Raw genomic sequence first — 14864 nt, 5'->3', positions numbered from 1 at the left:
AAAAATGTGGGAGGGGGCTTGCTCCCGATAGCGGAGTGTCAGTCACTGTATTTGTTGACTGACCCACCGCCATCGGGGGCAAGCCCCCTCCCACATTTAGACAGTGTCGCCTTCTAGAGGCTCTTCTCTTTCTCCAATGCGCCTGATGCTCCCGTCACCACCTGCACACTCAAGCGCGGTGTCGCCAGGTCGAGCCCGGCTTCATCCAGATGCCGCTTGAGTGACAGGTTGAACGCCCGCGACACTTCCCACTGCTTGATCGGCGCCGTCTTGAACCGTGCGCGCAGGATCGCGCTGCCCGATTCAAAACTCTCCACGCCCTGAATCTCCAGCGGCGACCAGATATTGCGGCGTTGCAGTGGGTCATTGCGCATGGCGTGGCCGACATCGCGCATCAGCTTGATCGCGTCGTCGATCTCCATGTTGTACGGGATCGCCACGCGAAAGATCGCGTAGCCGAATTCCCTCGAGTAGTTCTTGATGCTCTTGATCTCGCTGAAGGGAATGGTGTGCACGATGCCGTCGATATCGCGCAGGCGCACGGTGCGGATGGTCAGCCCTTCGACGGTGCCGAGGTGGCCGCCGACGTCCACGTAGTCATCGATGGCCAGGGAGTCTTCGATGATGATGAACAGGCCGGTGATCAGGTCGGCCACCAGCGACTGCGCACCGAAACCGATCGCCAGGCCGATCACACCGGCACCGGCCAGCAGTGGCGTGACGTTCATGCCCATGTTCGCCAGGGCGACGATGGCGGCGATGATAAAGATGGTCACGAACAGCACGTTGCGGATCAACGGCATCATGGTTTGCGCACGCGCGTTGGCCAGGCCTTTGCGTGAACGGGTCAGGGCGTGATGGATCGCGGTGTCGCTGAGAATCCAGATCAGCCAGGCAAATAGTAAAGTCCCGCCGAGGCTGAACAGTTTGACGCTGATTTCATGGCCGTCGCCTTCGGTGAAGCGAATCAGTGACAGGCCCCACACGCGCAGGCCCAGTTCGATGAACACCAACCACACCGCCAGATGCGCCAGGGTGTAGACGAAGCTTTTCAGGCGGTCGGAGTACAGCGCATGGCGCTTGTGCCCGCGTTGCGGCTTGAGGGCGTGGCGCCGCACCAGCCCGTTGATCACCATGCACAACACCAGCAACACGGTGCACAGCAGCGACTGGCGCAGGGCGGTGCTGGTGTCGCCGGCGGACAGGAAGGTGGCGAACAGCGAAATGCCCACCAGCAACAATGCCGGCAAGTACCAGAAAGTGCCGATGATCGACAGGGTATCGGTGAGGGCGCGACGCGTCAGGCGGCGCGACAGTGGTTGGTTACGGATCAGGTGAGCGATCGGCCGACGGAAGCGCAGGATAAACACGCCAGTGGACAGCGCCGCCATCACATTGGCCACGGTTGCAGCCGTATGAGCCAGGTGCTGGCCGAGCGCCGTGACCAGCCGCGGGTCGCTCAAGGCTTCGCCAAAGGCGGCGAAACTGCCGATCCACCACAGCGGGCGAAAGGCCTGATGGCGCAGGATATACAGGGCGCGGTGGCGGTGCGGGCCGTCCAGCAGGGAAAACGCAATCACGCAGATTGCCGAGAAACAAGTGCCGACGACCAGGGCGTAAGCCAGCACCATCGCCAGGGATTTGCCCAGGGACGAGGGCAGGGCGTAGCTCAGGTAAACCGTGATCACCAGGGCGATCAACCACGGGCCGAGTTTGCGCAGGGCGAAGCGCAGCATGTCCCAGGTGCGCGGGTGTTGCGGAAGTTCTTCAGGCAGGCCGAAGCGTTCGCGCACGCGGTGGCTGAGCCAGATCAGCGCGGCGGCCAGCAGGCTCCATACTGCCAGGATCACCGCAAAGCCAAAAATAATCGGCAGCCATTCAGTGGCCGGCAGCATCAGCGCGCTGAGTTCCTCCTTGGCCAGGTCGACTTCATTGGACCAGCGGCCCAGCGGGCTGTCGGCGCCGGAGAACTGCTGTTCAAAGCCCGACAGCGTGCTGCCGATCAGGCCGAGCACACCGAGTTCGGCCGCCGGTTGGGCTTTTTGCGCGGCGGCGCGCAGTTTCTTCAAGTCGCTCAGCAGCTGGGTGCGCTGCTGGTCGTTCTCCAGGGTTTTGATCACCTCGTCCAGCGACTGCCCCAAGGGCACCTCGGCCTGGGGTTGGGCCTTGTTGGAGCTGCCCAGCATTCCGGGCAAGCCCACGGCTTGGGCGGACGTGAGCGGCAGCAGCGTGAGCAGGGCGATGAGCAGGTAGCAGGGCAGGGCAAACAGACGGAAAAGCACGGAGGCAGTCAACCTTGAAAACGACGAATTGACCGAGTGTACGAGGCCGCTATGCCAGATGCGAGCGCATTTGTCATTCCACCAGTTTCGCGAGGATCTTGTACACCACGGTGCCCAGGATCAGCAGCATGCCGACCCACATGCCGAACACGCCAAGGGGTTTGTCGCGAAAGTTGAAGCCGACGGCAAGCAGGATCATGCCGATCATGATCGGGATAAGCATGGCGTGGAACGAGGACATGGAGATCATCAGGCGACGGCCTTGTCGGAGTGGGAGTTCTGACAAGTCTAGGTCGGATTATGGGAAATGCAGATGACCTGGATCAGGTGCACGCATAACCAATGTGGGAGGGGGCTTGCCCCCGATAGCGGTAGGTCAGTCAACAGATACTTTGACTGACACTCTGCCATCGGGGGCAAGCCCCCTCCCACATTTGATCGAGTTAGCCTGGCAAATCAGGGCAGGTCGCGGCTGGCGTAGAACGCGCCCAATACCTTCACCAAATGTGCCAGGTCATGGCTACCACACAGCTCGCGGATGGAATGCATGGCAAACGTCGGCAGGCCGATGTCCACGGTGCGCACACCCAGGTGGCTGGCGGTGATCGGCCCGATCGTCGAACCGCAGCCCATATCGCTGCGCACCACAAAGCTCTGCACCGGCACTTCCTGGGCCATGCACAGGTGGCGGAAGAACCCGGCGGTTTCGCTGTTGGTCGCGTAGCGCTGGTTGCTGTTGACCTTGATCACCGGGCCGGCGTTGAGCTTGGGGCCGTGGTTGGCGTCGTGTTTTTCAGCGTAGTTCGGGTGCACGCCATGGGCGTTGTCCGCAGACACCAACAGCGATTTCTGAATGGTGCGTACGAATTCTTCACCTTCTGGCAGCAGGCGACGCAGGGTCTGTTCGAGCATCGGGCCATCGGCGCCGCAGGCCGAGCAGGAGCCGACTTCTTCATGGTCGTTGCACACCAGCACGCAGGTTTCATCGGTGTCGCTGGTGAGCAGGGCTTGCAACCCGGCGTAGCACGACAGCAGGTTGTCCAGGCGCGCACCGGCAATGAAGTCGCCATTGAGGCCAATCACCGCAGCGCCTTGGGTGTCGTAGAAGCTCAACTCGTAATCGAGTACCACGTCGGCGTTCAGCCCATGCTCGCGAGCCAATTGTTCGGTGAGCACGGCGCGAAAGTCCACGCGCTCGTCACCCGCAAACTGCGCGAGGATCGGCGGCAGTTCGGTCTGGGCATTGATCGCCCAGCCCTGGTTGGCCTCACGGTTCAGGTGAATGGCCAGGTTGGGAATGATGGCGATCGGCAGCTTGAAGTCGATCAGCTGGCTTTCGACCTTGCCATCGCGGCGGAACGTGACGCGGCCGGCCAGGGACAAGTCGCGGTCGAACCACGGGGCCAGCAAGGCGCCGCCGTAGACTTCCACGCCTAACTGCCAGAAACCCTGGCGTTGCAACTCGGGCTGCGGCTTGACCCGCAGGCACGGGCTGTCGGTGTGGGCGCCGACCATACGGATGCCGTCTTGCAGTGGCGAATGGCGGCCCAGTTTGAACGCGATGATCGAGGAATCGTTACGAGTCACGTAATAGCGACCGTTGGCTTCGGTGGCCCAGGTGTCACGCTCGTCGAGACGCTGGTAACCGGCCGCTTCCAGGCGCTGGGCGAGGGCGGCAGTGGCATGAAAAGGAGTAGGGGAGGCCTTGAGGAAGTCGATCAGGCCTTGATTCAACGCTTCGCGCATAAATAGCTCCAGACAGCAATGCGCGGAGTTTACCGTATTGGTTTGACTCGGTGGCGAGAACTGACACAGAACAAAATGTGGGAGGGGGCTTGCCCCCGATAGCGGTGTATCAGTCAGCCAATGTTTAGCTGATGCACTGCCATCGGGGGCAAGCCCCCTCCCACATTTGACCGTGTTCACCGCTTAAAAGGGTGCTGGGCACTCGAAGCGCATGCGCTCGCCGCTTTGCGGGTGAGTGAAGCTCAGCATGCTCGCATGCAGGCACAGGCGCGGCCACGCGGCGAGGGCCTGTTCGTGGGCATACAGGCCATCGCCGAGCAGCGGATGGCCGATGGACAGCATGTGCACGCGCAACTGGTGCGAGCGCCCGGTGATCGGCGTCAGTTCGACGCGGCACCAGTCGCCGCAACGTTCCAGCACCTTCCAGAAAGTCAGCGCGTGCTTGCCGAACTCATGGTCGACCACATGGCGCGGCTTGGTCGGCGGGTCATAGCGCAGAGGCAGGTCAATGCTGCCGCTGTCCAGTTCCGGTTGGCCCCAAGCCAAGGCGGTGTAGGCCTTTTCTGTTTCGCGGTCGTGAAACTGGCGGGACAGTTCGCGGTGGGTATCAGCGTCCCGCGCCAGCAGGATGATGCCCGAGGTTTCCCAGTCCAGGCGATGGACGATGCGGGCTTCGGGGTAGCCGTTTTCCTGCAGGCGGGTAATCAGGCAGTCCTTGTTGTCGTCGGCGCGGCCGGGCACCGAGAGCAGCAGGGTCGGCTTGTTCACCACCAGGACAGCGTCGTCCTGATGCAGGATATGGATGTTGGACAGCGGCATTAAACAGCCTCGTAACAAACGCCAACGGCGGCTCCACTGACTGTCCCCTCACCCTGTAGGAGCGAGCTTGCTCGCGAAGAACCTGAAGCCACCGCGTTTCGCATGAATGAACGCGGTGCCGTCGAGTTTTTCGCGAGCAAGCTCGCTCCTACAGCGGTGCAGGGGCCAGGTCGCAGAGCCGCCGTGGCGGCCGCCTGTTCGATCAACGATCAGGCAGGGTGATATTGAGTTCCAGAATCGAGCAGCTGCCGTCATTTTCCAGGGCGACATGCACGTCATCGTTGCCGATATTGACGTACTTGCGGATCACCTCGACCAGTTCCTTCTGCAAGGCTGGCAGGTAATCCGGGGTGCTGCGTTGGCCGCGTTCGTGCGCCACGATGATCTGTAGACGCTCTTTCGCGACCGACGCGGTACTTGGCTTTTTGTTGGCGCGAAAGAAGTCGAGAAATTTCATTGTTCAATTGCCTCCAAAGATACGCTCGAAGAATCCCTTCTTCTTGACATCGAGGAAGCGGTGTTCCACGGTCTTGCCCAGCAGGCGGTCCACAGCATCGCTGTACGCCTGGCCGGCGTCGCTCTGGTCGTCGAGAATCACCGGCACGCCCTGGTTGGACGCTTTCAGCACGGCCTGGGATTCCGGGATCACACCGAGCAGGGTCACCGCGAGGATGTCCTTGACGTCTTCAACGCCGAGCATTTCGCCGTTGCTGACGCGCTCAGGGTTGTAGCGGGTCAGCAGCAGGTGTTCCTTGATCGGCTCTTCGCCTTTTTCGGCGCGCTGGGACTTGCTGGCCAGCAGGCCGAGCATACGGTCGGAGTCACGTACCGAGGACACTTCCGGGTTGGTCACCACGATGGCTTCATCGGCGAAGTACATCGCCAGGTGAGCACCGGTTTCGATGCCGGCCGGGGAGTCGCATACCACGTATTCGAAGGTTTCTTTCAGTTCGGCGAGGACTTTGCCTACGCCTTCCTTGGTCAGCGCGTCTTTGTCACGGGTCTGGCTGGCGGCCAGCACATACAGGTTCTCAAGGCGCTTGTCCTTGATCAGGGCCTGTTGCAGGTTGGCTTCGCCGTTCACCACGTTGACGAAGTCGTACACCACGCGGCGTTCGCAGCCCATGATCAGGTCGAGGTTACGCAAACCCACGTCGAAGTCGACGATGACTGTCTTGTGGCCGCGCAGAGCGAGGCCGGTACCGATAGCGGCGCTGGTGGTGGTCTTACCCACACCACCCTTGCCGGATGTAACCACGAGAATCTTGGCCAAGGTGTTTCACCCCTAAGGAAAAAGGACTTTTAGTCCCTGAAAAACATCTCTTGAAACTCGCTGCAGGCGGACAGCCTTTGTAGGGAGAAGCCAGGTTTTTTCCGGGGAAAACACCAACTTCAACTAGTCCTACGCAAGTATTGCCGGTTTCGCTTTGCTATCAGAGCCTAGAGATGCTTGGAAAATGCGGCAGTATCCGTTAAAGACGGATGATGTTCAACACATCGCCCGACAGGTTGACCTGTACCGAAGCCCCCCACAGCGGATCACGGCGCAAGTCTTCGGACACCTTGTACTGACCCGCGATGGAAACCAGCTCAGCGGTCAACTGCTGGCAGAAAATACGCGCCTTGGTATCACCCTTGATGCCGGCCAGGGCACGTCCGCGCATCGGGCCGTATACATGGATATTGCCATCGGCAAGAAGTTCCGCGCCGGGGCTGACCGAGGACACCACCACAAGGTCGCCGCCCTGGGCGTAAATCTGCTGCCCGCCGCGCACGGGCGAGGTGATGATCTTGGTCGGCCGGATCGTGGGTTCCGGTGGTTTTTCCGGTTTTTTCTTCTGTTCACCGACCAATGGTTCGAGCGGACGCTCGCGTGCGCCGGACGGCGGCAGTACTGGCAGTTCAATGGCGATGGCCGCGGCAATGTCTTCGATACGGCTGGCGCGAATCGCCAGGGTCCGCAGGCCATGGGAGCGGCACACGCGCATCAGCCCGGGCAGGTCGATGACGCCCTGGCCGGCCGGCAGCTTGTCCAGGGCCAGCACCAGCGGGGCATTGTTGAAGAAATTCGGCGCCAGGGCGACCTTGGCGGCCAGTTGGCGGTCCAGGGCGTCGAGGTCATTGCGGGCCAGTTCCAGCACGGTAATGGCGAGCATGCTGCCTTTCAGCTGGAACACGGGATCTTGGTCTAGCGGTTCGGTTTGGCTCATGGTCGGCAAAGCGGCTTGTCACGAAAAGTGTCGAGACTTATAACGAGAACACTCACCCGCCGCAAGCCGAGTCGAACCGTTGTAGAATGCGCGGCCCTTGTCTTTACCGGAATCTGTAATGGATCGCCCGCGTTTTCGAGCTGTATTTCTTCACCCGCGTTTTTGGCCATTATGGCTGGGGCTGGGCCTGCTGTGGCTGGTCACCCAACTGCCGTACCGCGTGCTGCTGACCATTGGTCGCCTGCTGGGCGCGGGCATGTACCGCGTGGCCGGTGAGCGTCGCCGCATCGCCGCGCGCAACCTGGAATTGTGCTTCCCGGAAAAATCCGCCAAAGAGCGCAAACGCCTGCTCAAGGAAAATTTCGCCTCCACCGGTATCGCCTTCTTCGAGATGGCCATGAGCTGGTGGTGGCCCAAGCCGCGCCTGGCGCGCCTGGCCCATGTGCAAGGGTTGGAGCATCTCAAACAGGCGCAATTGGACGGCAAGGGCGTGATCCTGATGGCCTTGCACTTCACCACCCTGGAAATCGGCGCTGCCCTGCTCGGGCAAAAGCACACCATCGATGGCATGTACCGCGAGCACGGCAACCCACTCTTCGACTTTATCCAGCGCCGTGGCCGGGAGCGCCACAACCTCGATTCCCTGGCGGTGGAGCGCGACGATGTGCGCGGCATGCTCAAGCTGCTGCGCGCCGGCCGGGCGATCTGGTACGCACCGGACCAGGACTACGGCGCCAAGCAAAGTATCTTCGTGCCGCTGTTCGGCATCCAGGCCGCCACTGTCACGGCCACCAGCAAGTTCGCACGCCTGGGCAAAGCCATGGTGGTGCCGTTCACCCAGGAACGCCTGGCCGATGGCAGCGGTTACCGACTGGTGATTCATGCACCCTTGACGGATTTCCCCGGCGAGACTGACGAAATCGACTGCCTGCGCATCAACCAGTGGGTCGAAGCCTCGGTGCGCGACTGCCCCGAGCAATACCTGTGGACCCACCGCCGCTTCAAGAGCCGGCCACCGGGTGAACCCAAGCTGTACGAAAAACGCCGTCGGTAAGACTTACCTTTCCCATATGGAGTGACGCAATGCGCCCAGCTGAACCGGTCACAGGCTTGATTCTTTCCGGCGGCGGGGCGCGAGCGGCGTATCAGGTAGGGGTGTTGGCGGCGATCGCCGAATTGCTGCCGCCGGGGGCGCCGAATCCGTTTCCGGTGATCGTCGGCACATCGGCCGGGGCGATCAATGCGGTCACCCTGGCCAGTGGCGCGACGGACTTCACCGCCGCTGTCCAACGCCTCACCGCATTCTGGCAAGGCTTTCGCAGCCATCTGGTGCTGCGCAGCGACTGGCCGGGTGTGGTTCGCCAGGCCAGTCGCTTCCTGATTCATAGCCTGTTGGGCCTGGGCAGGCAGCTCCCCGTGGCGTTGCTCGACAGCTCACCGCTGCGCGATCTGCTGCAGGACAAACTGCACCTGGCGGGCATTGACGACGCCATCCGGCACCAGCACCTGCACGCCGTGGCGGTCACCGCGTTCGGCTATGAATCCGGGCAGGCGGTGACCTTCTATCAAGGCGGCGGCACCATCGAACCCTGGCTGCGCCATCGGCGTATTGGTGTGCCGACGCCACTCACGGTGGAACACTTGCTGGCCAGTTCGGCGATTCCCTTACTGTTCGCCCCGGTGAAGCTCGACCAGGAATACTTCGGTGACGGCGCCGTTCGCCAGTCGGCCCCGATCAGCCCGGCCCTGCATCTGGGCGCGAGTCGCGTGCTGGTGGTGGGCGTCAGCGGTAACCCGCGCGGCAATGAACCCTCGATGCAACGCACCTACACCGGCCAGGAACCGACGCTGGCGCAGATCGGCGGACACATGCTCAACAGCACGTTCATTGACAGCCTGGAAAGCGATATCGAATTGCTGGAACGCTTGAATCAATTCAGCCATGTCTCGCCGGGGGTGGCGGCCGTGGAGGTGCTGGTGATTGCGCCCAGCCAGCCGATCGACGAAATCGCGGCCCGGCATCGGCAGGAATTACCGGCGGCGCTGCGCTTGTTTTTGCGCGGGCCAGGGGCGACCAAGACCAGTGGGGCAGGGGTGTTGAGTTACTTGCTGTTCGAAGCGGGGTATTGCAGTGAGTTGATCGAGTTGGGGCGCCAAGATGCGTTGGCCAAACGCGAGGAGATCACCCGGTTCTTAGGCCTGCCACTTATCTAAATGTGGGAGGGGGCTTGCCCCCGATAGCGGTGGTTCAGTCACTGATAGGTTGACTGACACACTGCTATCGGGAGCAAGCCCCCTCCCACATGTTGACCTGCGGTGTGCAATCAGAAGTGATACTTGACCAGGAAGCTTGCGGTGTCCTGAGTCGTCTTGAAGGCGCCGCTGTCCTCGATTCCGTACTTGTTCTTCCAGTAGTCGTATTCAAACCCCACATACAACTGTTTGTCGCCCCAATGCAGCGCCTTGCCCAGGTCATATTTGACCTGCGGGTTGAAGTGCAGGTTGGCGTGATAGGTGCCACGGGCGTTTTTGTCGTTATCCACCACCCAGTCCATGAAACCGTCGATCAACACATCGGAGTTGCCCACGGGAAGGGTGTAAGACCACACCGGCGTGATCTGCCACACGCCGTCGCCGGGGCGATTGCCTTCGGTCTGGCGCTGGTAGAAGTTCAACTGGAAGTAGTCAAACCCCGGAATATTAAAGTCAATCGCCGGGCCCAGTAGGTACGACTCGTTATCGCCTTCGCCGAACTCGTAAGTGAAGGCCAGCAATACATCTTTGATCGGGCCGAATGACAGGTCCTTATCCAGAATCTTGCCGAACGACAAACGTGGGCTGAACTCGCCGTAGTAAGTATTCGGACCGACGTTGCCGTCTTCCTTGCCGTTGTAAAAGATGCGGTCAAGGAAGAAGAAGTTGTCGCCGTACTTCCACGCGTCGGCATGTTCGAACGTGACGGTTTGCTGGATCTGCGGGTTGACGGTAAAGCTCTTGCCCCATAGATACGTCAGGCTGTTGTTCTGCCACTGCAGCAAATCACCGGCCACGGCTTGGCCACCGGCCAGCAGGGACCCCGCCAGCATCAGGCCTTTGAACATAGGTTTCATTCGGTGCTCCCGAGTTAAAGTTTTATGTTTTTTCTAATCTGGCGCTCTGGTGTGGCGCCTTTGGATCTGCTGAAGAACTCGTCTGATTGGTCAACTTTATGGCTATAGCAAAAGCCGCGCCAAGGCGGTAAAAAACCGTCGTTTCAAGCGGGCGCGGAGAATACTGGCTCCCACGTCGGGGCTCAAGTGCGCCGTTACAGCGCGCACGGGGCGACGATGGGGCGTGCGTCAGGGGTGGGCGTGCTCGACGGCGGGGCGTTCAGCACCGCCGAGAATGTTGAACAGTATGTTCAGCGACAACGCGCTCAGGGTGGCCATGGCGATGCCGCTATGGGTAATCGGGCTCATCCACATTGGTAATTGCGCGAAGAACTCCGGACGCACCACCGGGATCAAGCCCATGCCGATGCTCACCGCCACCAGCAACTGGTTGCGCCGGTCGGCGATGTCGGCTTCCTGCAGGATCTTGATGCCGGTCGCCGCGACCATGCCGAACATGGCGATCGCCGCGCCGCCCAGCACCGCCGGTGGAATCGACGCCACCAGGTAGGCGGCCTTGGGCAACAGGCTCAGCACAATCAGAAACGCTCCGGCCATGATCGTGACCGAGCGGCAACGCACGCCGGTCATCTGCACCAGGCCGATATTCTGCGCGAACGAGGAGTGGGTGAAGGTGTTGAAGAACCCGGCAAAGAATGACGCGCCGGCATCACACAGCAAACCGCGACGCAGCATCTTCGGCGTGACGTCCTGGCCGGTGATCTTGCCCAGGGCGAGGAACATCCCGGTGGATTCGACAAAGATGATCACCACCACCAGGCACATCGACAGGATCGGCGCCAGCTCGAACCTGGGCATGCCAAAGTGCAGCGGCGTCACCACTTGCACCCAAGGCGCCTGGGCCAGGCCGCTGAGGTCGACCATGCCGAGCGTGCCGCACAAGGCGTAGCCCAGCGCCATGCCGATCAGGACTGAGATGTTCACCCAGAAACCGCGCATGAAACGGTTGATCAACAGGATGGTCGCCAGCACCAGGGCAGCGACCGCCAGGTACACCGGCGAGCCGAACGTCGCGGCGGCGCTGCCGCCACCGGCCCAGTTCACGGCCACGGGAAACAGCGAAAGGCCGATGGCGGTGATCACGGTACCGGTCACCAGCGGCGGAAAAAAACGTACGACCTTGGACATGAACGGCGCAATGAGCATGCCGAAGAGCCCGGCGGCGATGGTCGCACCGAAGATCCCCTGCAAGCCGATACCGGGCATGCCGGCCATGGCGACCATGCTGCCGACGGCGGCGAAACTGGCGCCCATCATCACCGGCATGCGAATACCCACCGGGCCGATGCCGAACGACTGCACCATCGTGGCGATACCGGCGACCAACAGGTCGGCGTTGATCAGGAAGGCAATTTCTTCACGGCTCAGCCCGGCGGCCTGGCCAATGATCAGGGGCACGGCGACGGCGCCGCCGTACATCAGCAAGACGTGTTGCAGGCCTACCAGAATCAGTTGCAAAAGGGGCAGCCGCACCATGGCGGGTGCGGCGCAAATCTGCGGTTCGGTTAACTCGGTCATGCAACACCTCGGATCTTTTTTATTTTTGTGTTGTGTGTAATGCAATTTTCAAAACACAGCAGAACCAAATGTGGGAGGGGGCTTGCCCCCGATGGCGGTGCATCAGCCACTGATGCTTTGAATGACACACTGCTATCGGGGGCAAGCCCCCTCCCACATTGGATCTCCATGAATCAATCAGTTGGTACGCGCCCCCTGGTTGATCCAGGTGCCAATCAAATCCCGCTCCTGCTGGGTCATCTGGGTGATGTTGCCCAGCGGCATGATCTGGCTGGCCACGGCCTGTGCTTGAATGCGCGCCGCCTGTTGCTGGATCTGCGCCGGCGTGTCGAACATCACTCCGGCCGGTGCGGTGCTGAACAGCGGGCTGGTGGGCTTGGCCGAATGGCAGACGGTGCAACGCTGCTCGATCACGTGGTGCACCTGGCCAAAGTCGGTGCTGGCTTGGGCAGGTGCCGGTTCAGCTGCCGGGGCAGCAGGCGCAGCCGGTTTCACGCCGCCGCCCAGGGCGGTTTCCGGCAACGGTTGGTACTCGATCGCCGCCGGTGCCTTGGCCACTTCCGGCGCCGGCGAGGGCCCGGTCACGTAGGCCAGGCTGATCATCGCCAGCGCACCCACCGGCAAGGTCCAGGCATACTTCTGGCTGTTATGTCGGGTGTTGAAGTAGTGCCGCACCAACACTGCCGCCACCGCGATCCCGGCCAGGATCAGCCAGTTGTAGTGGCTGCCATAGGTGCTCGGGAAGTGGTTGCTGATCATGATGAACAGCACCGGCAAGGTGAAGTAGTTGTTGTGCCGTGAGCGCAGCAAGCCCTTGGCCGGCAGCGCCGGGTCGGGTGTGCGGTTCTCGGCGATGGCCGCTACCAGTGCGCGCTGGGCGGGCATGATGATGCGGAACACGTTGCCGACCATGATCGTGCCGATCACCGCACCCACATGCAGGTAGGCGCCACGGCCGCTGAACACCTTGCTGAAGCCGTAGGCCGCTGCAATCAACAGCACGAACAGGATCAAGCCGAGCAGGGCAGGGCGTTTGCCCAGGGCCGAGTCGCAGAGAAAGGAGTAGACGAACCAGCCGACGAACAGTGAGCCAATGCCCAGCAAGACGCCTTCGGTGCCGCTCAGGCTGCTGCCGGGGGCCAGCAGGTACAAGGTCGGATTCCAGTAGAACACCACGCACAGCAGCGCAATGCCCGACATCCAGGTGAAATAGGCTTCCCATTTGAACCAATGCAGGTTGTCCGGCATGGTCGGCGGGGCCAGTTTGTATTTTTCCAGGTGGTAGATGCCGCCACCGTGGATCGCCCACAAGTCACCGGCCAGGCCGCTCTTGGGGTTGACGCGATTGAGGTTGTTTTCCAGCCAGACGAAGTAGAAAGAAGCGCCGATCCAGGCGACGCCGGTGATCATGTGAACCCAGCGCACGCTCAGGTTCAGCCATTCCATCAAATGTGCTTCCACAGTCTTTACCTCTCGCCTGTCGCCCTTGTTGTCGGGTGATCAGACCTTCTCTTATTGGTGGGGGGCGAGGATCAACCGCTCATCCTCTTTGAAAAAATGCTCATCGCAGTTATTGCCTGTGCCACTGCGATCAACCACCAGGAAGTCATCCCGCTTTTCGATCGTCAGCACCGGGTGGTGCCAGACGCCGCGATGGTAATTGATGCCCTGCCTGCCGTTGGTGACGAAGGCGCGGACCAAGCCTGATACAGGTGCATCGCCAAGTGGCGCGACCACGATCAGAAAGGGGTTGCCGAGCAGCGGAATGAAGGCCTGGCTGCCCAACGGGTGTCGCTCCAGCATGCACACGGTCAGCGGCATGTCCTGCGCGTCGGCGCGGAAGATGCTGATGATGGCGTGGTCTTCAGGCTGTGCTGTTTCGACCGTCGCCAGTTTGTGAAAGCGCATGGTCGACCCGTTGTTGATCATGAAGTGATCGCTGCCATCGGTTTCGATAACGTCTCCGAAGGGGGCGAAGGCTTCTTTGGTCAGGGGTTCGATCGTCAGTGTGCGCATGGCTGTCTTCTTAATCTGGAGTTGGATCGTTCCCACGCTCTGCGTGGGAACGCTGCCCTGGACGCTCTGCGTCCGCTCTTGGTTCGCTTATTTGGCTACCTTGCCCAACACCCGCAGGCGACTCACGCCCCCATCCGGGAACACGTTCAAGCGGATGTGGGTAATCGGCCCCAGCGCCTTGATCTGCTCGGCGAAGGTGTGTTCGGCGTGCATTTCCAGTTTCTGTGCCGGCAGCAGTTCACGCCAGAACAGCGATTGGGTCTCGATCTGGCTGTCGGTGCCACCCTTGACGAACGCGCCCTGGATCGAACAGGTGTCCGGGTAGTTGCCCTTGAAGTGCAGGGTGTCGACGATGATTTTCTCGATCTCGCCAGGGTGGCCCAGCGCGACGATCACCCAGTCATTGCCCGGCGTACGGCGACGTGCGGTTTCCCAGCCATCGCCCATGTTGATGCCACGGCCTGGGTTGAGGATGTTGCTCATGCGCCCGAAGTGTTCATCGGAGCAGGCCAGGGCACGCCCGCCATTGAGCGCGGCGGCCAGGTCGACCTGTTCGTTGTCGCCCACCGCAGACCAGTCGCGGAACGGCACACCGTACACGCGCAGACGGGCCACGCCGCCATCCGGGTAGATGTTGAACCGCAGGTGGCTGAACGCCTGTGCGTTGTGGATCTCGTGGTAATGGTGGCTGTTGCCTTGCAGCTCGACGGCCGACAGCACTTCCACCCACTGGGTGTTGGCATCCGGCTCGCCCGAGGCGAGGAAGCAGGCTTCCAGGGAGGCCGACGGCGGGTAGTTGCCGGTGAAGAATGAGGTATCGATGTCCACGCCCTTGATCGAGCCCGGCACGCCCAGGCGGATCACCGCGCTGTCGTAGCCTTCGAAGCGCTTGCGGCGTGACTCCCAGCCGTCCATCCACTTGCCGTTGTCATCGAAAACGCCCTCCTTCCACACGGCCGGGGTCGGCTGGAACAGGCGGTTGGCGTCGGCGAACCAGTCATCGGTGACTTCGATGATCTTGGTGCCCAGACGGGCGTCGGCGAGGTTGACGAACTTCTCGAAAGGTACGGGTTGCGCTTTCATTCTTCTTGTCTGCCTTGGAT

At 61.4% G+C, this 14864-nt stretch carries 14 protein-coding genes; 2 read left to right on the top strand and 12 right to left on the bottom strand.

What is annotated here, in order from left to right:
* Positions 1–113: 113 nt before the first annotated feature.
* From C4J91_RS18975 to minC, 7 genes are all read right to left on the bottom strand, one after another.
* Positions 114–2282, bottom strand: a complete 2169-nt coding sequence (locus tag C4J91_RS18975; RefSeq protein WP_124363737.1) for a mechanosensitive ion channel family protein — start codon at positions 2280–2282, stop codon at positions 114–116.
* Between the two features lie 73 nt (positions 2283–2355).
* Entirely contained in the window at positions 2356–2532 is a 177-nt protein-coding gene (locus C4J91_RS27635; protein ID WP_164484560.1) for a hypothetical protein, read from the bottom strand.
* 206 nt (positions 2533–2738) lie between these two features.
* Complete coding sequence (locus C4J91_RS18970) at positions 2739–4028, bottom strand: M18 family aminopeptidase (RefSeq protein ID WP_124363736.1); 1290 nt, start codon at positions 4026–4028, stop codon at positions 2739–2741.
* 183 nt (positions 4029–4211) lie between these two features.
* Positions 4212–4847: an RluA family pseudouridine synthase gene (locus C4J91_RS18965; protein ID WP_124363735.1), complete on the bottom strand. Its 636-nt coding sequence runs from the start codon at positions 4845–4847 to the stop codon at positions 4212–4214.
* 202 nt (positions 4848–5049) lie between these two features.
* A complete protein-coding gene (minE, locus tag C4J91_RS18960; RefSeq protein ID WP_003175252.1) occupies positions 5050–5304 on the bottom strand; it encodes a cell division topological specificity factor MinE in 255 nt (84 codons plus the stop codon).
* 3 nt (positions 5305–5307) lie between these two features.
* Positions 5308–6120 (bottom strand): septum site-determining protein MinD, encoded by an 813-nt coding sequence (gene minD, locus C4J91_RS18955; RefSeq protein ID WP_124363734.1) that lies wholly within the window; start codon positions 6118–6120, stop codon positions 5308–5310.
* Positions 6121–6319: 199 nt separating this feature from the next.
* Positions 6320–7057 (bottom strand): septum site-determining protein MinC, encoded by a 738-nt coding sequence (gene minC / locus C4J91_RS18950; protein ID WP_124363733.1) that lies wholly within the window; start codon positions 7055–7057, stop codon positions 6320–6322.
* Between the two features lie 118 nt (positions 7058–7175).
* Here minC and C4J91_RS18945 point away from each other — a divergent pair, with 118 nt between their 5' ends.
* The gene (locus tag C4J91_RS18945; protein ID WP_124363732.1) at positions 7176–8111 is read left to right on the top strand and encodes a lipid A biosynthesis lauroyl acyltransferase; all 936 of its coding nucleotides are present in this window, start codon (positions 7176–7178) and stop codon (positions 8109–8111) included.
* A gap of 29 nt (positions 8112–8140) precedes the next feature.
* Complete coding sequence (locus C4J91_RS18940; RefSeq protein WP_124363731.1) at positions 8141–9271, top strand: patatin-like phospholipase family protein; 1131 nt, start codon at positions 8141–8143, stop codon at positions 9269–9271.
* A gap of 110 nt (positions 9272–9381) precedes the next feature.
* Here the strand turns inward: C4J91_RS18940 and C4J91_RS18935 are convergent, their stop codons facing one another.
* The 5 genes from C4J91_RS18935 to alc form a co-directional block, all read right to left on the bottom strand.
* A complete protein-coding gene (locus C4J91_RS18935) occupies positions 9382–10167 on the bottom strand; it encodes an outer membrane protein OmpK (RefSeq protein WP_124363730.1) in 786 nt (261 codons plus the stop codon).
* A gap of 228 nt (positions 10168–10395) precedes the next feature.
* Complete coding sequence (locus C4J91_RS18930) at positions 10396–11745, bottom strand: nucleobase:cation symporter-2 family protein (protein WP_124363729.1); 1350 nt, start codon at positions 11743–11745, stop codon at positions 10396–10398.
* Positions 11746–11922: 177 nt separating this feature from the next.
* A complete protein-coding gene (locus tag C4J91_RS18925) occupies positions 11923–13206 on the bottom strand; it encodes a urate hydroxylase PuuD (RefSeq protein WP_124363728.1) in 1284 nt (427 codons plus the stop codon).
* 51 nt (positions 13207–13257) lie between these two features.
* A complete protein-coding gene (locus C4J91_RS18920) occupies positions 13258–13761 on the bottom strand; it encodes an ureidoglycolate lyase (RefSeq protein ID WP_124363727.1) in 504 nt (167 codons plus the stop codon).
* A gap of 87 nt (positions 13762–13848) precedes the next feature.
* Positions 13849–14844 (bottom strand): allantoicase, encoded by a 996-nt coding sequence (gene alc / locus C4J91_RS18915; protein ID WP_124363726.1) that lies wholly within the window; start codon positions 14842–14844, stop codon positions 13849–13851.
* Positions 14845–14864 lie beyond the last annotated feature (20 nt).

The organism is Pseudomonas sp. R3-52-08 (assembly GCF_003851745.1).
Taxonomy (GTDB): domain Bacteria; phylum Pseudomonadota; class Gammaproteobacteria; order Pseudomonadales; family Pseudomonadaceae; genus Aquipseudomonas.
This window is presented reverse-complemented; position numbering and strand designations above follow the sequence as displayed.